The sequence below is a fragment of the Gordoniibacillus kamchatkensis genome (genome assembly GCF_000829455.1).
Lineage (GTDB): Bacteria > Bacillota > Bacilli > Paenibacillales > NBRC-103111 > Gordoniibacillus > Gordoniibacillus kamchatkensis.
In genome coordinates, this window is sequence record NZ_JXAK01000046.1 from 30,009 (window position 1) to 50,136 (window position 20,128).

General features: G+C 58.9%; 14 protein-coding genes. All 14 read left to right on the plus strand.

Annotated elements, in window-relative coordinates; genetic code table 11:
• The first annotated feature begins 19 nt into the window (after positions 1–19).
• The 14 genes from SD70_RS22910 to SD70_RS22965 all read left to right on the plus strand — a co-directional run bounded on the left by SD70_RS22910 (position 20) and on the right by SD70_RS22965 (position 20,043).
• A complete protein-coding gene (locus tag SD70_RS22910; protein WP_041050038.1) occupies positions 20–1,585 on the plus strand; it encodes an extracellular solute-binding protein in 1,566 nt (521 codons plus the stop codon).
• Between the two features lie 164 nt (positions 1,586–1,749).
• Positions 1,750–4,116, plus strand: a complete 2,367-nt coding sequence (locus SD70_RS22915; RefSeq protein WP_041050039.1) for a glycosyl hydrolase family 95 catalytic domain-containing protein — start codon at positions 1,750–1,752, stop codon at positions 4,114–4,116.
• A 19-nt stretch (positions 4,117–4,135) separates the two neighbouring features.
• Positions 4,136–6,382, plus strand: a complete 2,247-nt coding sequence (locus SD70_RS22920) for a glycosyl hydrolase family 95 catalytic domain-containing protein (protein WP_231571426.1) — start codon at positions 4,136–4,138, stop codon at positions 6,380–6,382.
• Positions 6,383–6,384: 2 nt separating this feature from the next.
• Complete coding sequence (locus SD70_RS22925) at positions 6,385–8,805, plus strand: glycoside hydrolase family 95 protein (protein WP_231571428.1); 2,421 nt, start codon at positions 6,385–6,387, stop codon at positions 8,803–8,805.
• A 45-nt stretch (positions 8,806–8,850) separates the two neighbouring features.
• Entirely contained in the window at positions 8,851–9,480 is a 630-nt protein-coding gene (locus SD70_RS22930; RefSeq protein ID WP_041050070.1) for an SGNH/GDSL hydrolase family protein, read from the plus strand.
• Positions 9,481–9,726: 246 nt separating this feature from the next.
• Positions 9,727–10,761, plus strand: a complete 1,035-nt coding sequence (locus tag SD70_RS22935; protein ID WP_052487785.1) for a glycoside hydrolase family protein — start codon at positions 9,727–9,729, stop codon at positions 10,759–10,761.
• Between the two features lie 86 nt (positions 10,762–10,847).
• The gene (locus tag SD70_RS22940) at positions 10,848–11,597 is read left to right on the plus strand and encodes a response regulator (protein WP_082053586.1); all 750 of its coding nucleotides are present in this window, start codon (positions 10,848–10,850) and stop codon (positions 11,595–11,597) included.
• Positions 11,549–11,863, plus strand: coding sequence for a helix-turn-helix domain-containing protein (locus SD70_RS38450; protein WP_231571430.1), 315 nt, complete (start codon positions 11,549–11,551; stop codon positions 11,861–11,863). The genes SD70_RS22940 and SD70_RS38450 overlap by 49 nt, the downstream gene beginning before the upstream one ends.
• Complete coding sequence (locus SD70_RS22945; RefSeq protein WP_041050040.1) at positions 11,860–13,686, plus strand: sensor histidine kinase; 1,827 nt, start codon at positions 11,860–11,862, stop codon at positions 13,684–13,686. The genes SD70_RS38450 and SD70_RS22945 overlap by 4 nt, the downstream gene beginning before the upstream one ends.
• A gap of 7 nt (positions 13,687–13,693) precedes the next feature.
• The gene (locus SD70_RS22950) at positions 13,694–15,610 is read left to right on the plus strand and encodes an alpha-L-fucosidase (RefSeq protein WP_231571431.1); all 1,917 of its coding nucleotides are present in this window, start codon (positions 13,694–13,696) and stop codon (positions 15,608–15,610) included.
• The gene (locus SD70_RS36280) at positions 15,607–15,972 is read left to right on the plus strand and encodes a hypothetical protein (RefSeq protein WP_156158151.1); all 366 of its coding nucleotides are present in this window, start codon (positions 15,607–15,609) and stop codon (positions 15,970–15,972) included. Before SD70_RS22950 ends, SD70_RS36280 begins: the two co-directional genes overlap by 4 nt.
• Positions 15,973–15,993: 21 nt before the next feature.
• A complete protein-coding gene (locus SD70_RS22955) occupies positions 15,994–16,443 on the plus strand; it encodes a GyrI-like domain-containing protein (RefSeq protein WP_041050041.1) in 450 nt (149 codons plus the stop codon).
• A complete protein-coding gene (locus tag SD70_RS22960; RefSeq protein WP_041050043.1) occupies positions 16,443–17,330 on the plus strand; it encodes a serine/threonine protein kinase in 888 nt (295 codons plus the stop codon). The genes SD70_RS22955 and SD70_RS22960 overlap by 1 nt, the downstream gene beginning before the upstream one ends.
• 124 nt (positions 17,331–17,454) lie before the next feature.
• Positions 17,455–20,043, plus strand: coding sequence for a LuxR C-terminal-related transcriptional regulator (locus tag SD70_RS22965; RefSeq protein WP_041050044.1), 2,589 nt, complete (start codon positions 17,455–17,457; stop codon positions 20,041–20,043).
• The last annotated feature ends 85 nt before the right edge of the window (positions 20,044–20,128 follow it).

The window sequence follows — 20,128 nt, forward strand, 5'->3', positions numbered from 1 at the left end:
GGAAAACGAGGTGGGGAAGATGAAAAAAGCGATAGGGCTTGTGCTCGCTTGCGTTTTGACGGCCGGCGCTTTGGTGGGCTGCAGCGGCGGGACGGCGGCTGACCGGAAGCCGGGCGATCAGCCGAAGCCGAACGAGAAGCTGAAGTTCACCATGTCGATGACGACGAGCGGCAACAAGGTTGCCGAAAAATCGGCTGACATCAACCAGGAAAAATGGGTGAAGAAGCTGGAGGAAATCACCAATACGGACATTACGTTCCGCATGCTCCCGCTGAAAGATTTCGACCAGAAAATGTCGCTCATGTTTGCGGCGGGCGATATTCCGGACGTCGTGCAAAATATCGGCGGCGCTACGACCAAAGGCATGTCCGGCTCCGTGGAATCCGGAGTGTTTATGCCGCTCGACGACTTGCTCAAACAGTACGCGCCGACGCTCATGAAGCTGGTGCCGAAGGAAGCGTGGCAGGAAACGAGCTACGGCGGCAAAATTTACGGCATTCCGGCCTGGATGTCCACGCCTTCCCGGCGCGCCTTGTTCGTCCGTTCGGATTTGCTGGCCAAAACCGGCTTGCCCGCTCCGAAGACGGTCGACGATTTCCTGAACGTGATGAGGGCGATGAAGAAGCTTGGCGTGGAAAACCCTTACCAGCTGCGGGAAAACTTCAAATACTCGGATACGATTCTCGGCTCGTACGACGTCATTCCGTCGCAATTCGAGGTGAAGGGCGATCAGGTCGTACCGAAATTTTTCGATGCCGACAACATAATGAAGGCGCTTCAAGCTTACAAGACGATGTTCGACGAAGGGCTCATTCCGAAAGATTTCGCTTCGATCAGCATTACCGACTATTCGAAGAACATCGAAGGCGGCAAAGCCGGCATGTGGTCGGCGAACGCGCAAGGGCTTAACAATTACCGGACCAAAATTCAAAGCGCGATACCGGACGCCAAGGTCGATATTATCGCGTCTCCGCGCGGTCCGGAAAATTTCGGCGGACACATTCTTTATTCCAGCATTAACACATCGTACTATATCAACAGCAAAGTGCCGAAAGAGAAAGCGATCCAGATCGTCAAATTTTTCGAATGGATGACGACGCCGGAAGCGGAAACATATTTCTCGTTCGGCATCGAGGGCGAAACCTACACGGTGGATGGCGGCAAAATCAATTTCAAGCAGCCGGCCACCCCCGACGAGATCGATCAGGACGGCTTCCGCGGCATGTTCTGGTTCGTCCACGACGCCGCCTACAACAAGGCTCGGGAAGAACTGACGCAGAACGGGCGCGATATGATCAAATCGATGGAAACGATCGTGGCGAAGGAAGGCCTCGGCTCCGTCCGCTTCGTGCCGCAGTTGGAATCGTTCGCCAAATATCCGGATACGGCGCCGCAAGGCGACGATGTCGGACCGAAGCTGATCATCGACCATATGGTCAAAATGATTTACGGCAAGGAGCCGATTTCCGATTGGCCGAAAGTGATCGAGGAGTACAAATCCAAGGGCGGCAACGAAATTGTGAAAGAAGCGACGGAACGCTACAAGAAAGGCAACGGCGTCATTGTCGCAAACAACAGAAGCTGATAAGCGACTCCTTACAAGTATTTGTTCCTGCAAGTGCGGGAACAAATACTTTTTTATTGCCGAACATCGCAAACCAACACAACATCACTATAAAAAATGACATACCGCCCTCTTCCGGCGAAAGGTACAATCGGGTTAGCCGCACGGAGAGGACGGGATAACCGATGAAACATATCGTGGCGATGAACTATCCCGCGTCATGGTGGCGCTCGTTATGGAGAGAAGCTTTGCCTGCCGGCAACGGCAAAATCGGGGCGGCCGTTTATGGGGGCGTTCACGAAGAGACGATTTTGCTGAATCACGAAGATTTGTGGTGGGGCGGCCGCGCGCCGGAAATGCCCGATGTGAGCGACCTGCTGCCGGAAGTGCGGCGGCTGCTGCATGAGGGCGATGCGCCTAAGGCGGACCGCATTCTCGCCGATGCGCTGAAGGAGCGCGGCTACGAGCCGAAGATGGCGTCGCCGCTGCCGCTAGGCGATTTGAAGCTGTTTATGCCGCTGCGCAAAGCGTTTCGCCGCTACAGGCGGACGCTCAATATGGAGACGGGGGAAGTGGCGGTCACTTGGATGGACGGGGACACGCGCTACGAGCGGGTGCTGTTCGTCTCCCGTCACGACGACGCGGTTGTGTACGAAATCCGCAAGCTAGGTCCGCAACCGATCGAAGCAAGGCTGTCGCTGCAGCCGCACGATAAGCGCGATGTGCGCAGATCCGGCATCGTGTTTCCCAAACACGAAGAGATCGTCTGCGAAGGCGAGTATATATTTTATGCCGCGTTCAATCCCGACGGGGCCGATTTCGGCGGCGTGGCCCGGGTCGTGACTCGCGGGGGGACAAACGGCAGCCGCCGGAACGGCATCGCCGTCAAAGGCGCCGAGTCGGTGCTGGTGATCGTCAAGCTGTTCGCGCGCGGCGACAGGAAGGCCGAATGGAGCAGGCTCGCCGCGGAACTGTCCGGGCTGGAGCCGAGCTACGATGCGCTGCTCGCGCCTCACGCCGCCGAGCACGGCCGGCTGTTCCGGGCGATGGATTTCGATTTGATGGCCGAAGGGCGGGAGCTGTCGAACGAGGAGCTGCTGCTGCGCGCTTATCAAGGGGAAATGCCGGACGCTTTGGCGGAGAAAATGTGGGCTTACGGCCGCTATTTGCTCATATCGGTCTCGCGCGCCGAGGGGCAGCCGTGCCATCTGTACGGCTTGTGGTGCGGCGATTACGACGCTGTCTGGGCGTTCCATATGGTCAACGAAAATTTGCAAATGATCTACTGGCAGGCGCTGTCCGGTCATATGCCCGAACTGCTGCTCGCCGTGTTCAATTATATGGAGAGGCTGATGGACGATTTTCGCCACAACGCGAGGCGTCTGTACGGCTGCAGAGGCATTTACATTCCTGCGCCGAGCGCGCCCGATTCAGGGAAGCTGAAGCACCTCTCCCCGCACATTATCCATTGGACCGGCGGGGCGGGCTGGATCGCCCAGCACTATTACGACTATTACTTGCATACGGGCGACGTGGCGTTTTTGCGGGAGCGGGCGCTGCCGTTTATGCGCGAAGCCGCCCTTTTTTACGAGGACTTCTTTACTGTCGGCGATGACGGGTACTATATCAGCTCGCCGTCCAATTCGCCGGAAAATACGCCGGGCAACTATTGGACGGAGGCCCGCCGCTCGATGGAAACGACGATGAACGCGACGATGGACTTCGCCATCGCCAAAGAGCTGCTGACGCATTTGATCGAAGGGGCGCAGGCGGCGGGCATGTTTACGGAGCATATTCCGCAGTGGCGCGACATGCTGGGACGCATACCGCCGTATCTAATCAACGAAGACGGCGCGGTCAAGGAATGGATGCATCCGTTTTTTACGGACAATTACCATCACCGGCACGAGTCGCATGCGTATCCTGTGTTTCCCGGCACCGAGGTGACGCGGCAAAACGATCCGGCTTTGTTCGCAGCCTTCGTCACGGCGATCGAGAAGCGCCTCGTCATCGGGCTGAAGGAGCAGTCCGGCTGGTCGCTCGCCCATATGGCGAACAATTACGCCCGCATGGGCAAAGGCGATCAGGCGCTGGGCTGTTTGGAAATTTTGGCCCGCTCGTGCGTCATGAACAATCTCTTTACGCTGCATAACGATTGGCGGGGCATGGGCATCGGCGTCGACATGGACTGGGCTCCCGTGCAGCTCGACGCCAATATGGGCTGGAGTTCCGCCGTTCAAGAGATGCTGCTGTTTTCCGTGCCCGGCGAGCTTCATATTATGCCCGCGCTGCCTTCCCGCTGGACGAAAGGAAGGGCGGGGCCGCTGCTCGCGCGCGGAGGCGTGGAATGCTGCCTGGACTGGAACGTGGAGGAAGAAAGGCTGGACTTGACGCTGCGTTCCACCGGCGGGAGCAAACGGATCGATATCGTTCTCCCAACGTCGGCGGCGCCGGCAGGCGAGGATTCGGACTTGCAGGGGAAGCTGCAGGCGGTGGAGATCGGCGAAGAGCCTCTGCGTATGCGCGTTACGCTAAAGCGCGGCTCCAGTTAAGCGGAAGAGGTGACCAATCATGAGCATGGGCTTGAGCATGGCCGAACAATTGATGCGCGATACGGAGATCTGTATCAGGGAACAGGAGTGGGAAGGGCGCAAAGGCGTTTTTCTGCGGCCCCCGGAGCGCATTCCGACCGCCAAGTGGACGGACGCGCCGCTGCTCGGAAACGGGGATGTCGGCGTCGCCATCGGCGGCGGAGCGGAGGAGCAGACGTTTTATATCGGCAAAAACGACTTCTGGGTGCAGCCCCACCTTGGTGAAACGGAGCAGCAGCGGCGAGAGCGGCTGCTGAGCGACAACGGGCGCAGAACCGGGGCGCGGATCATTACGGTCGGACAAGTGACGCTGTTCATGCCTCAGTTGCAGGGGGCCGAGTACTGGCAGGAGCAGCACATTTTGGAGGCCGAGGTGCGCGGCTCGTTCCGCAGCGACGCCGCGGAGGCCAAGCTTTGTACGTGGGTCGCCGCCGGCACGAACGTGCTGGTGACGGAGCTGGAATGCGTGCGCGGAACGCTGGACGTCAAAATCAGGCTCCATGCCGGCGAAAAGTCGACCGACGAAGTGTTCAACTACGACAACGGGGCGGAAGACGGGCTCATGTGGTTCCGCTATGCGGCCAATTCCGCCAACGTGCCGGAAACGAGGCGCGTGGCCGTCGCCACATGCGTTGTCGGTGCGGACGCTCGCTACGAATGGCGGTTTCAAAACGTGGAAGCCGAAGTTACGGTCGCGGCCGGAGAGCGCATCGCGATCGTAACCGCTATCGTCAGCAACCGGGATGAAGCGGACTATTTCGCCGCAGCCCGCAAGCTGGCGGCCATGTACGGAGGCGGCGGATGGGACGTGATCGCGCGGCTCAAGGAAGCGCACCGCCTCTGGTGGCGCGGCTTCTGGACGGCTTCGGAGATCGGGATCGGCGACCCGGTGCTGGAGAAATTTTACTATGGCTCGTACTATATTATCGGCTCTTGCACCCGCCAGGGCAAAATTCCGCCGGGGCTGTTCGGCAACTGGATCACGACGGACCGGCCGGCCTGGACTGGCTCTTATACGATGAACTACAACTACGAAGCCCCGTTCTGGGGGCTATACGCAGGCAACCGGGTCGAGCTGGCGGCTTCGTACTGCGAGCCGCTGCTCGCTTTTATGCCGTGGGGCAAGCTGTTTGCCAAGGAAAAGCTGGGCTGCCGCGGTCTGTATATGCCCGTCGAGCTCGGGCCGGACGGGATGATTTGCTCCATGTTTTTCCACGGGCAAAAGTCGAACGCCGCGTTTGCCGCCGTCAACTTGCTGATGCACATCGATTACACGCAAGACATGGACTACGCGCGCAAAGTGTACCCGTATTTGATCGAAGTGGCGAACTTCTGGGAAGATTATCTCGTTTACGAGGACGGCCGTTACGTCATTTACGACGACGATATTCACGAGCGCTCGCATGACCGGAAAAATCCGATTTTGTCGCTCGGCTTCATCCGCATGATGCTGACGGCTTTACTGGAGCTGAGCGCGGAGCTGGGACTTGACGGCGAGCGGAGGGAGAAGTGGCGCCATATTCTCGATCATTTGAGCGAATATCCGTTGATGGAGCGGGGCGGTAGGACCGTGGTCCGCCTGACGGAGGAGGGGCGGGATTGGGGGCTTCGCAACTCTTTGGCCGTCCAGCACGTGTTCCCGGCGGGCGCTATCGGCTTGGACAGCGATCCGGAGCTGCTGGCGATCGCCCGCAATACGGTCGACGAGATGCAGCGCTGGAGCGACTTCAACGCCTTTCCTACGTATTATGCGGCTGCGGCGAGAGTCGGCTACGATCCGCGCGTCATTTTGGAGCGGCTGCGCTTCGAATGCGAAGAGAAGTCGTTTCCGAACTTGTCGATCCACCATGGCGGCGGCGGGATTGAAGACGCAAGCGCCGTGCCGGTATGTTTGCAGGAAATGCTGCTGCAAAGCCATGAGCGGACGCTAAGGCTGTTCCCGGTGTGGCCGCCGGAGCGGCCGGCCCGCTTCCGCAAGCTGCGGGCGGCCGGGGCGTTCCTCGTCAGCAGCGATTACGCGGGCGGCGAGGTCAAATACGTCGTCATCGAAAGCGAGCAGGGGCGTCCGTGCCGCATTCAAAATCCGTGGCCCGGCCGGGACGTAGCCGTTTACCGGGACGGGTGTGAGCCGGAACAAGCAGCCGGCGAACGTTTTACGCTCGCTACTGCCAAGGGCGAACGGCTCGTTTTGCTGCCGGCTGAACGATTGCGCGAAACGGAGGCATGAGCATGACCATGATTGCGAGCGACCCGGAAGCGGCCCGGCTTAAACTATGGTACGAGCAGCCGGCAAGCAAATGGGTGGAGGCACTTCCGATCGGCAACGGACGGCTTGGCGGAATGGTGTTCGGGACGCTGGCGCAAGAAAAGCTCCAGCTGAACGAGGACACAATCTGGTACGGCGGCCCGAAGCAGGCGGACAATCCCGATGCGAGAGAGCTGCTGCCGGAAATTCGCCGCCTGCTCTTTAGCGGCAAGCAGCGGGAAGCGGAGCATTTGAGCCGCATGGCCCTTATGTCCGCGCCGAAATATTATTCCCCTTACCAGCCTATGGGGGACTTGCTTCTATGGTTTCTCGACCATCACCTGCCGGCCGAGCAATATGTGCGCGAGCTGGATTTGGCGACGGCGATAGCGGCAGTTCGCTACCGGCTGGGCGGCGCCGATTACCGGCGGGAATATTTCAGCAGCGCTGCCGATCAGGTGATGGTCGTGCGGCTGGAATGCAGCCGTCCCGAAGGGCTGACCTTCAGTGCCAACCTCATGCGGCGTCCTTATGACGCCGGCACCAAGGCGTTCGCGCCGGATACGATCGTGATGGCAGGCGAATGCGGCAGGGACGGCGTCTCGTTCCGCTGCGCCGTGAAGGCTGCCCTAGAAGGGGGCAGCGTGCGCACGATCGGCGACTTCGTTTCGGTCGAGCGTGCGGACGCCGTCACGCTGCTCATAGCGGCGGAGTCGACGTTCCGCACGGCGGAGCCGGAGCAGGCGTGCCTGTCGCGGCTGGAAGCGGCGGCCGCCAAAGGGTACGAGCGCTTGAAGCGCGATCACGTCAGCGAGTACGCGGAGAAGTTCGGCCGCGTTTCGCTTCGCCTCGGCGGCCTTGCAGCGAACGGCGATGCCTGCTCCAAGGCGGGCGGCGGCTCTATGGCAGATGCCGGCTCCTGGGCGGATGTAGGTTCCAGAGCGGAGTCCGGCACTGGAACGTGCTTGTCCGGGGCGGAGCTGCCGACGGATCGCAGGCTCGAGCGGGTCAAGGAGGGCGCCCACGATGCCGGTCTGGTCGAGCTTTTTTCCAATGACGGGCGCTACTTGCTCCTATCTTGCTCGCGCCCGGGCAGCATGGCCGCCAACTTGCAGGGCATCTGGAACGACAGCTTTACGCCGCCGTGGGAATCGAAATATACGATCAACGTCAACACGGAAATGAATTATTGGCCGGCGGAGCCGTGCAATTTGGCCGAATGCCACGAGCCGCTGTTCGAGCTGATCGAGCGGATGCGCCCGAACGGCAGGCGCACGGCGCAGGAACTGTACGGCTGCGGCGGCTTCGTTGCCCATCACAACACGAATTTATGGGGAGAGACGCGGATCGAAGGCATGCTCGTCTCCTCCTCCATATGGCCGCTCGGAGCCGCCTGGCTATCGCTGCATTTGTGGGAGCATTACCGGTACGGCATGGACGAGGCGTTTCTCGCGGAAAAGGCGTATCCGGTCATGAAGGAAGCGGCGCAGTTTCTGCTCGACTATATGGTCATGGACGGGCAAGGACGGCTCGTGACGGGCCCATCCATCTCTCCCGAAAACAAATTCGTCGCTCCGGACGGAGGTCATGGGCATTTGTGCATGGGGCCGGCGATGGACACGCAGATCGCGCATACGCTGTTTGCGGCTTGCTGCGAAGCCGCGCACGTCATCGGAGGCGACGAACCGTTTTGCCGCAAGCTGGAAGCCGCGATCGGGCTGCTGCCGGGCATTCGCATCGGCAAGCACGGGCAAATTATGGAGTGGCTGGACGATTACGACGAGGCCGAACCGGGGCACCGCCACATTTCCCAGCTGTTTGCGCTGCATCCGGGCGAGCTGATCGACAAGCACCGCACGCCCGAGCTGGCGGCAGCCGCCAAGCGGACGCTGGAGCGGCGCCTCGCGCATGGCGGCGGCCATACGGGCTGGAGCCGGGCTTGGATCGTCAACTTCTGGGCGCGGCTCGGCGAGGGCGATGCCGCTTACAGCCATCTCCGGGAGCTGCTTGCTTCTTCCACGTACCCGAATTTGTTCGACTGCCACCCGCCGTTTCAAATCGACGGCAACTTTGGAGCGGCCGCCGGCATTGCGGAAATGCTGCTGCAATCGCACGGCGGAGCCATCGAGCTGCTGCCCGCGCTGCCTGCGGCGTGGCCGGACGGCGAAGTCCGAGGGCTGCGCGCCCGCGGTGCGTTCGGCATCGACATCAGCTGGCGGGATGGCGCGCTGCACGAGGCGGACGTGCGGGCCGGCCGCACCGGGACGTGCCGCATCCGTTCTCCGCTGCCGCTGAACGTGCAGCGCACGGACGGAACGGCTCTGCATTGCCGTTACGACGGGACGATCGCCGAATTTGACGTGCAGGCCGGCGAGACGTACCGGTTAACGCCCGAATCGAGGTAGCAGGCAGAACACATCGTTTACAAGGAGGAATCACGCATGAAGTCAATGCCGATCAAGCGCGGCGACGTCGTTTTGTTTATCGGGGACAGCATCACCGACGCCAAAAGGGACAAGAACAAGCCTGATCACTTGGGAAGCGGCTACGCGCTCATGGCAGCAGCCCAGTTCGCCTCGCTGTACCCGGAGCTCGGCGTCACGTTTCTCAATCGGGGCATTAGCGGCAACCGGGTCATAGATTTGCTCGGCCGCTGGCAGGAAGACTGCATCGACTTGAAGCCGGACTGGGTGTCGATCTATATCGGCATCAACGATTGCTGGCGCCGCTACGACCGGGGCGATCCGACATCGGCGGAGGAGTTTGCGGCCGGGTACCGTCGGCTGCTCGAATGGACCGCGCGCGAGCTTGAAGCGGGCCTTATTTTGATCGAACCGTTCGTGCTTCCGGTGCCGGAAGACCGGCGGGCGTGGCGCGAAGACCTCGATCCGAAAATTCACGCCGTGCGCAGCTTGGCGCATGAGTTCGGCGCCAACTACGCAGCGCTCGACGGGCTGTTCGCGCAGGCTTGCGCGGAAGCGCCTGCCGCTTACTGGGCGCAGGACGGCGTGCATCCGACCCCGGCGGGCCATGCGCGGATCGCTCAGGCGTGGCTGCGGGCGATGGGCGTGCCGGTGTAACGCCGGACGGCCGCTTCACTCGTACAAGGATAAACGGCTTGCACCGTCCAGACCGCCCAAGAAAGTCGGAGCGTAGGATGGGAATACGGGCCGAAGAAAATTTCAAGGGAACACGAGTGTGGGCCAAGCCGGAGGCCCGCATTCTTAGGTCCGTAGCGCAGCCATACGTTCTCAACAGTCTAAACGGCTTACACCGTCCTTTCGGACGTGCGCGTTTACGCGATTGATCGACAAAGGAGGAAGCGCATGAACAAGCAATCGCTGCCCGATTTGGCGGATCGGCTTCTCCCCGCGCCGAGAAACGGGGGGTTCCGCATGGAAGGCTACTGGGTATGGTGCGGTTCGGCGGTGAAAGGGGAAGACGGACGGTTTCATCTGTTCGCATCCCGCTGGCCGAAATGGCTGCCGATGCATCCGGGCTGGCTCGTCGGCTCCGAAATTGTGCGGGCGTCGTCGGATATGCCGGAGGGTCCGTACACTTTCGAGGAGGTCGTGCTTCCGGCGCGCGGCGCGGAATATTGGGACGGCCGCAGCACGCACAATCCGCACATCGTGAAGCATGGCAATACGTACGTTCTTTATTACATGGGATCTACCCATCCGCTGCCGCAGCCGCAGCCGGGCGAGACGCTGGCGCCGGACGATCCGCGGGCGATCGTGGCGCGGGCGGGCAAGCGGGTCGGCATCGCCGCCGCCGGCAGCGTTTTCGGCCCGTGGCAACGGTTCGACGCTCCGATCCTGAACACGCGGCCGGGCCGCTTCGACAGCTTCCTGACGTCCAATCCGGCCCCTTGCGTCCATGAAGACGGTTCCGTGCTGCTCATGTACAAGGCGAGAAAATACGAGGGCAACGTCCACGGCCGGATGACGATCGGCTGCGCTTATGCGGAGCATCCGCTCGGCCCTTATCGGGTATTGACGGACGATCCGGTCTTTCCGCCCGACCGCTTTCATATCGAAGACCCATTCATTTGGCAGACGGAGCGCGGCTACGAGCTGATCGCCAAAGATATGGAAGGAACGCTGTGCGGCGAGAAGCACGGGGGGATTCACGCTTTCTCCGCTGACGGGCGCGACTGGCGGCTGTCCGCTTCGCCCAAATCGTACTCCCGCACAATCCGCTGGGACGACGGCGCGGAGCAAACGATGGGGAGCCTGGAACGGCCGTTCATTTTGTTCCAGGACGGCAAGCCGACCCACCTGTTTGCGGCGGTCGCCGACGGACCGGGAGGCTTTCGCCAGGCGCAGAACACGTGGAACCAGGTCATTCCGATCGGATAAAGCCATTGTTCATTCCGCTCGTGCGTATTAAGCTTGAGATACAACAATTCGATCCGAGCCGGATGCGCGGAAGGTGGTAAGCGAGCATGAGACTATTGATCGTAGATGACGAACCGATCATTCGCAGCGGTTTGCTGAAAATGGCGCAAAGCTATGCGCACAAGTTCCAAAAGATTGAAACGACGGAGAACGGGCTCGAAGCGTTGGAGCGGATCGCCGGGTCGGAGCCGGACCTACTGCTCACCGATATTCGCATGCCGAAAATGGACGGCCTCGAGCTGTGCCGGAAAGTGCACGAAAGCTATCCCCACATATGGATGGTCGTCGTCTCCGGCTACGACGATTTCGAGTACGCGAAAAAGTGCTTGTCGTACGGGGTGAAGCATTATTTGCTCAAGCCCGTTACGCCGCCGGATTTGCACGAGGCGTTCGATCAAATTTTGAAATCCCGGTCGCAGGGGTACATCCCCTTGTCCCGTTACGTCGATTGGCTGGAGCGGATGGAGCAAAGCATCTGGTCGCTGCAGAAGGAAGAGCTGTCCGGGCATTTGGCCGAATGGCAGGAAGCTTGCGCGCATTTGTCCGCGCGGGAGCTGAAAGATGTGCTGCACGACGCGGCTGCGATGCTGCACAAGCGCTTTCAGGACAAGAACCGTCTCGTTGCCGCCGTGTTGTCCGAGCCGCTCGAGGCTGCGACCAAGGCGGAGCTGTTTCGGGAAATCGAGGAGCGTTTGCAGACGGTCGTCGCGAGCTGCTCGCCGCCCGCCGGGGCATTTTCAAAGATCCGATGGAAGAGGCCAAAGCGTACATCGACTCGCACTTGTCGGTCGAAGTGACGCTGAAGGAAGTGGCGGATATGGTCGGCATTACGCCGACCTATTTCAGCACGTTGTTCAAAAAGATGACCGGCGACACGTTCGTAGGCTACCGGATTCACAAGCGGATGGACAAAGCGCGCGAGCTGCTGTCCTTGCCGCACATGCGCACTGTGGACATAGCCGCAGAGGTCGGGTACGACGACTATCCGCATTTTACGAAGACGTTTAAAAAAATATTCGGACTCACGCCGTCCGATTACCGCGCCAAGCTTGGGATCAAATGAAAAATCTCAATTTATTCCAGAAGCTGTTTTTGACCTATTTGATCGTCATCCTGATTTCGCTCGCGAGCGTCGGCGTCTTTTCGTACCGGGCTTCCTCGGGCGAGCTGAACCAGCTGGTGGAAAGCCAGCTGTCGCAAGTCGTCGGCAACGCGGCCAACCATACGGACCTGTACATCCGCGCCTACGAGCGGTCGATGATCTCGCTGCTGAACAACAACGATGTCAAACGGTTCATTGACCTTCCGACGGGGGAAAACGGCTATCCTTACTATGAGCTCCGTACGCTGATCCGGGATATCGGCATCGAGCCGGCGCTCATTCGTAATCCCGAAATCGCCGACATCTTTTTGATCAGCTTTAACGGCAACGCGATGTATTTTTTCAACGACACGATCGGCGAATCGTTCAGCAAAGAGCAAACCCGCCAGCAGCTGGCGTTTTTCAAAAACGCGACCCGCCAGGACGGCAGCCTGAGCGTGCTCAACCACAGCATTTTGTCGGGGCAGCAAAATTTGATGCTGACGCTCGTCCGGCGCATCCGCGGCCTGTCCTCGACGGAGCCGGCGGGCATTTTGGCGATCGAATTTCGCGCGGCCGAGCTGGCGGAGCTGTGGAAAGGCATCGAGCTCGGGCAGGGCGGCTACTTTTTCATCGCCGACGAAAGCGGCAAAACGGTGTACCATCCCGATCCGAAGCGGATCGGGGCCGACGTGCCGGATGTGATTCGGAGGCAGGTGCTGAGCGCCGGAAGTCGCGCTTTTATTGCGACGATCGACGGCAGCGAGCAAATGTTTATGAGCCGCCGTTCCAACTACGGCAATTGGCGGCTCGTCGTGGCGATGCCGGTGAAAGAGCTGCGCAAGCCGGCCGATACGATACGAATTACGACGATTGTCGTCGGCTGCTTCACGCTCGGCCTCGCGATGTGGCTCGCCTTCCGCTTCGGCAAAACGATCACGGGCCCGATCCGCGTCTTGAAAAGCGCGATGCGCCAAACGGAAAAAGGGAATTGGGCGCTCATCCCGCTCCCGGAACACCGCGACGAAGTCGTCGAGCTGATGAGCCGCTACAACTTGATGGTGAACCGGCTGTCGGAGCTGATCGACAAAGTGTATCAGGCCGAGCTGAGAGACCAGGAAAGCCGCATCGAGCGGCAAAAGGCCGAGCTGCAGTCGCTGCAGCTGCAAATCAATCCGCATTTTTTGTACAACACGCTGGAGACGATCGTCTGTTATGCGGTCGTTCAAGATTCGAAGGAAATTACCGAAATCGTCAAGGCGCTGTCGTACATGCTCCGCTACTCGGTGCAGACGAATTTGGAGCAAATTACAGTTGCTAACGAATTGAAGCATGTGCTGCACTTTCTTGTCGTGCTGCGGCACCGGATCGGCCGGGAGTTCGAAGTCGACGTGGCGGTGCACCCGGATTACTTGCTTCGCAATATGGTGCGCCTGACGCTGCAGCCTCTCGTGGAAAACGTGTTCCAGCACGCTTTTCCGGACGGGGTGGAGGACTACCACTACATCCGCATCGACGCCGGCGAAGACGATGCCGTCTTCTGGGTCAGCGTCGAAGATAACGGAGCCGGCATCGAGGAAGAAAAGCTTGCGGAGCTGCGCGAGAAGCTGGGGGCTAACCGGCTTGCCGATAAAGAAAACGGATCTTCCCCGGGAATCGGGGGGATCGGCGTCGTCAACGTGCACCGGCGCATTCAGATGGTGTTCGGGGAACAGTACGGCCTGAAGATCGAGAGCGAAGTAGAGCGCGGGACGAAAATGATCATGGTCATGCCCGCTTCAAGCCGAATTGCGAAAGGGGAATAAGCCGATCATGTCGGAACGGGAAGATTTGCTCGATAACGCGGAAGGCGAGACGCACGGCGGCAGCAGCGGCGGGGGCATGGCCGCATCCGCCGGGAATGCAGCTGCGGACGCGAATGCTGCCGCAAACGCGGCTGGGGGCGCGAGCGCCGGTGCGGCAATCGCCCAGACTGCCCGGCATGACGCCAAAATGGCGTGGTGGCGGGAAGCGAGAGTCGGGCTGTTTATTCACTGGGGCTTGTACTCGCTGCCGGGAGGCATATGGAAAGGGCAGGAGGTGCAAGCCTCCTATGCCGAGCATTTGATGCTTCGGGCGCAAATCCCGATTCGGGAGTACGAGCGCATCGCTGACGACTTTCGGGCGGAACGGTTCGACGCGAAAATGTGGGCCAGTACGGCGAGTAAGGCGGGCTTCAAATATTTGATTTTTACGGCGAAACATCACGACGGCTTCGCCATGTACGATTCGGACGTATCGGATTACAACATCGTGAGCCGCACGCCGTTCAGCCGCGATCCGCTGCTCGAGCTGGCGGAGGCGTGCCGGGACGAAGGCGTGAAGCTGTGCGTCTACTACTCCCATGCCATGGACTGGCATCACCCCGACTCGCAAGGAAATACGTGGGATTACCCGGGAAATATCGGCGCTTACGACGAGGTCGCTTCGTGGCTCGGCGACGAGGACAAAAGAACCCGGTACGAACGTTATTTGCACACATTTGCGCTGCCGCAGGTGAAAGAGCTGCTGGAAAAATACGGTTTGATCGGCCTAGTCTGGTTCGACTGCGGCCACAAGCTGACAGCCGAGCAAGGGGCGGCCTTTACCGAGCAAGTGCGGCAAGTGCAGCCGGATTGCCTGATCAACCGCCGTGTCTGGAAAGAGCCATACGGGGATTACGGCAACACGTCGGACAACCAGCCTCATGTGCGCGTGCCGAGGGACGACTGGGAATCGATCGCCACCTTGAACGATTCGTGGGGCTATAAAGCGACCGATCATAATTGGAAGCCGGCCGAGACGGTGCTGCGGCAAATGATTGACGTCGTGAGCCTGGGCGGCAATTTTGTCATCAACGTCGGGCCGATGGGGGACGGTTCGTTCGATCCGAAATCGCTGGAGCTGCTCGAGCAGATCGGAGCCTGGCTGCGGCTGAACGGGGAGGCCGTCTACGGCACGAAAAGAAGCCCGCTCGGCAAGCCGCCGTGGGGACGATGCACGATCAAGGGCAGCGACTTGTACTTGCATGTGTTCGATTGGCCGCAGCACGGGCGGCTGGTCGTGCCAGGCCTGCGCAGTCGTGTTGTAAAAGCGTATTTGCTGGCTGACGCGGAACGCGAGGCGCTCCCGGTTCGTCGTATCGGTGAAGAGGACATCGTTATCGACGTTCCTCCTGAACCTCCAGCCTCGCCAATTCCCGTCATCGCGGTGGAGGTGGAAGGCGAATGCGACGCGAATCCGGTTCGGCGGCTGTACCCGGACGAATACCCGAACGTATTCGGCGCGTTCGACGCCGACATTTCGGGACCTGCGCTGCGCTATGATACAGGCAAAAAAGACCGCGACAATCTGATCGGTTGGAGCAGTGCGGACGATGAAGCCGCCTGGGCTTTTCGCGCGTGCGAGCCGGGGAGCTACAATGCTGTTGTGACCTGTGGGGCTGAAGCGAGCGATCTGGGGGAGGCGAAATGGGAAATTACCGTGGCTTCGATGCTTTCCGGCCGGGAGATCGCCCGCGTTGCTGGGCCCATTCGGCATACGGGTGGCTTGTATCAGTTTGATTCATGTGCAATAGGGAGCATAACGATACATGTAGCGGGCGAATACGTGATGAAAGTTAGAGCGTCCGCCATTCCGGATGGAGCATCGCTTAGCCTGAAACAGATCGTGTTGGAACGGGACTCCGTGTCCGATGCGGCGGGAGGGTGAAGCAAGCATTTGCAGTGGCATTTTGCAGTAGGGCAGTTGCCGAAGCATCTGCAATTGCTTTTTCGGCAACTACCGCCCTGCGAAGAGCTGAAAGGGCTTCTGTAATTGCTCGGAGAGCACTTGCAGAAGCATTTTTTGGTGAAGACAGCATCCAAAGCATCTCTAATTGCTTATTCGGCAACTACAGGCTGCGAAAAACTGAACATGCCATTGCAATTGCCCGGAGAGCATTTGCAGTGGCTTTTTTTGCGAAGTGCAATGGGCGGGCTTTGCCATCGAACCTGCAAGAGAGGAAAAATGTTTCACCGCTGTTTACATCGGAACGTATGTGCGGTAATCTTGAAATTACATGCTTGCAATAAAAACCAACGGAGGTTGATTTTGTGAATCTGGCGAACAAAGTGGAGCTTGTCGAATTGCCGGAGCTGAAGCTGATCGGCGTTTCCGTCACGTCCCCGTTCAAAGGACACTTGCCGGAACGGGTGGAAGCGATGAAGCGGCATTTTTACGAAAGGAAAGATGAAATTCGAAACGCTGTACATCCGGAACGATATTTATGCCCCAGTTTCTCCTCCGAGGTTTTGTTTACTTATTTGATCTGTATGGAAGTCAGCAGCTTGACCGAAGTGCCGGAGGGCATGATCGGCTTTGCGATTCCTCCTCATCGTTACGCGCGGACGAAGACGGCAGGCGATCCGTATCAAGTCATTCACGAATTTCTTGCTGCGCAAGGCTTGCAAGCTGACAAACGGGCGCTTGCCTTGGAAGAGTATCATTTCAGCAATCCGATTTGGCCGGATGAAGCGGCGGTTTATGTTCCGGTGAAACGATGATGCCGGCTAAACGCGTCACCATCGAGCTGGACGACGTCGCATTTCAGCTGCAGGAAGAACATCGGTTTGATTGGCTGCAGCGTCTGGGGCGGGTGTTTGCCGTCTTCGACCAGCAGGATTCCGGGAACGTCAGCTTCGGCGTCGACCGGGACGGCGAGAAGCTGTTTGTCAAATATGCCGGCGCCAGACCGCTCACTTTTTCCGGCGAGCCGGAGGATGCCGTTGATCGTTTGAAAGCGGCTGTTCATCTGTATGACGAACTCAGACATCCGTCGCTAATCGAATTGGTCGGCCATGTCGAGGTCGAATCCAGCTACGCGGCAATGTTTAAATGGTTTGAAGGAGAAACGCTGCATCCCCACTGGTCGTTTCCGCCCCCGGCCAAGTACAGCCACCCGGAATCTCCGTACTATCGCTTCAGGCAGCTGTCCGTTGAACAAAGATTGGCTTCGCTGGACGCTATTTTTTCGTTTCATGAATACGCGGAAAATAAAGGGTTTGTCGCTGTCGATTTTTACGACGGCAGTCTTTTGCACAATTTTACAACGAACGAAACCAAAATATGCGACATTGATCTGTACGAGCGGAAACCGTTCGTCAATACGATGGGCCGGCTTTGGGGATCGTCGCGGTTTATGTCGCCGGAGGAATTTTCGCTGGGTGCCGGCATCGATGAACGGACCAACGTTTTTACGATGGGAGCGACGGCTTTTGCGCTGGTGGGCGGCGAGCTTGACCGTTCTTTCGCAAAGTGGGAAGCGGGAGAGGCGCTGTATGACGTTGCCAGCCGGGCCGTGCAGGCGGACAGGAACGCCAGGTACTCTACCGTTGCCGAGTTCAAAGCAGCGTGGGACTTGGCGGTCCAAAAGAAGCTGTTGCAGCTCTGACGGTAAGCATAATGGCAACCGAATCATTTTATCCGCATAGCAGCTGGGCGCAATAACAAATAATTGTTGTCTCCATATACCCCCGATTATAATAGAACTACTTCGAATGAACGGGGGATTGCCGGTGGAATCGGTTTTATTGCATGCGAAGCTGCAGATGCCCCCACTGCTGCCTGCGGTTTTGCCGCGCGACCGCTTGACGAAACGGCTGCAGGAAGGTCTGGGGCGAAGAGCAACTTTCATTACGGCGCCCGCAGGCTATGGAAAATCGACGCTGGTCGCCGCGTGGGCCGGGCAGCTTGAAGCGCCTGTCGGCTGGCTGTCGCTGGACGCAGGCGACAATGACATTTTCCGTTTCTGGAACTACGTCGTTTCGTCTATCGATGCAGTTTGCGACGGCTTCGGTAACAAGGTCAGGCAGGCTTTGGAGTCACTGGCTCCGGGCAACCACGAACCTTTTCTCGTGGTGCTGCTGAACGAATTGAACGGGCTGCGGCAACCGCTCGCGTTTGTATTTGACGATTTCCACGTCATTCACGATGCGTACATTATCGACTCGATGACCTTTTTCCTCGAATACTTGCCCGCTAACGTTCACCTCTATATCGCAAGCCGGAAAAAAGCCGCTTTTGCGAAGGCGCGTCAGTTCAGCCGCGGTTGGGCGATTCAATTGGACGCCCGGGATCTGAGGTTTGACGAGCGGGAAGCGGAAGATCTGTTCCGCCTATGGGAAGACCGAAATTACCCGCAAGAGCAAATCCGGCTGCTGGTTGAGCGGACGGAAGGCTGGGTGACAGGGCTGAAGCTGGCCGCTCTCGCCGCGCGCAATCCGAATCGGGAACCGGTTCCGGTTCGAGATACGGCTGTTGAGGGCAGCCGTGTCGGGCAGTATTTGCTGGAAGAAGTATTTGAGTCGCTAGAGCCTTCGCTGCAGGCGTTCCTGGTCAAGTGCTCCGTTTTGCAGCGCATGTCCGGGCCGCTTTGCCAAGCGGTTACGGGGGATGCCGAAAGCGGAAGCAGACTGATCGAGCTTGCCGCAGAAGGGCTGTTCCTCGTACCGCTCGATACGAAACGGGAATGGTTCCGGTTCCATCACTTGTTCGCCGACTTCCTGGTGGACCGGTTGCTGCAGCAGCATCCGGACAGCATTGCGGAATTGTACAAGATGGCAGCCAGTTGGAGTGCGGCACAAGGCTTGCAAGAGGACGCGGTGGAATATTATTTGGCCGGAAAGCACTTCCCGGAAGCGGTCGATCTGCTGGGCCGAATGAAATCGTTCATGGTGAAAAGGGAGTTCTCTACGCTTCGCCACTGGCTGTCACTCATTCCGGAGCCTGTCCTTTGGGAGCACCGCTATTTGTATTTTTCTTATATTTTATCGCTTTTATGGGATAACGAGCCGCTTCTGGCCGAGACCTATATGCAATCTGCCGAAGAGCGGTTTCAGGCTTCCGCTGCGGACTGGACGGAGGAGGAGCGGAACCGGTTTCTGGGGAACCTGTACTATTTGCGTAATTCGAAGGCTACCCAATACGATCTGGACGTCGTAAAAGGACTGGAATATATCCAATTGTCGCTGCAGCATAGCCCAGCCGGTCCGGAGCTGCTGTTCGCCCCGCCGCATATGCCGATGTCTCCTACCATCTTTAGATCGTACAACGGCAAGAGGGGAAAGCACTTGCCCCGCGAGCTGGCAGAACCTTTTTTCCGCAGCATGATCCGCTTCCTGACCCCGATGCGCCTGCACGACTCCTCGATTGTGTGCTACGGCGAGCTGCTCTATGAGCGTAACGAGCTGGAGGAAGCGGAGGCGCACTTCAAGCTGGGGCTGCAGGAAAACGTGCATAACCGTTACCAGCCGGAAAAAGTGTACGTCCCTGCGTACCTCTATTTGTCGCGCATCGCCAAAGCCCGGGGAGACCGGCAGCAAGCGGAACTTTGGCTTGAGGAAGCGCGGAAAAGGGCCATCGGCGAAGAGGCCGCCGCCGCACTGCCGTTTATCGAGGCGGAGCTGGCCGGGCTGCGGCTGGATCAAGGAGATGTATCCGCCGCTTCGAAGTGGAGGGAGAAATATAGGGTGAGCGAGACGGACCCTGTCTCCATTTTTCAGCTTTATACCTACACGTTTCTTGTTCGGGTGTTGATGTGGGAGGAACGATACGAGCAAGCTCAGGCTCTGGCGGACAGGCTGTTCGCTTTGGCCGTCAAAGGCCATCGGCCTATGGACGCTTTGGAGCTTCAGGTGCTGCAGGCGCTCCTTTGGTACAAAACAGGCAAAACGGAGCAGGCCGTCTTAACGATGGAGCAAGCTCTGAAATATGCCGAGCCGGACGAGTATATCCGCGTTTTCGCGGATCGGGGGAGACCGGCGGCAGAGCTGCTCATGACGTACATCCAGCTGCGCCGGAAAGGGCACGTGAGGGAAAGCGAAGCGCCGTCCCTCGTCTTCGTTCGCAAGGTACTTTCCAGCTTTGGCGAAACGGCGGTGACCGGCGCATCCGAGAGCCGTCTCGACCGGCTTGACCGTCTCTTCACGAAGCGGGAGACGGACATTTTCCGCTGCATGCTGGAAGGAATGGACAACCAAGCGATTGCAGACGCTTTGGGCATGGGCATGGGAACGCTGAAAACGCACATCAACCATATTTACGGCAAGCTTGACGTCAAAAGCCGGATCGAAGCGATTCGACGCGGCAAGGAGCTGTTGGAATAAATTGGAGCAAAAACTCTAACTCCGCCTATAACCGGAGTTAGATTTTTTTGCGGGCAATATCCGCTATGCTGTGAAATGGATAGAG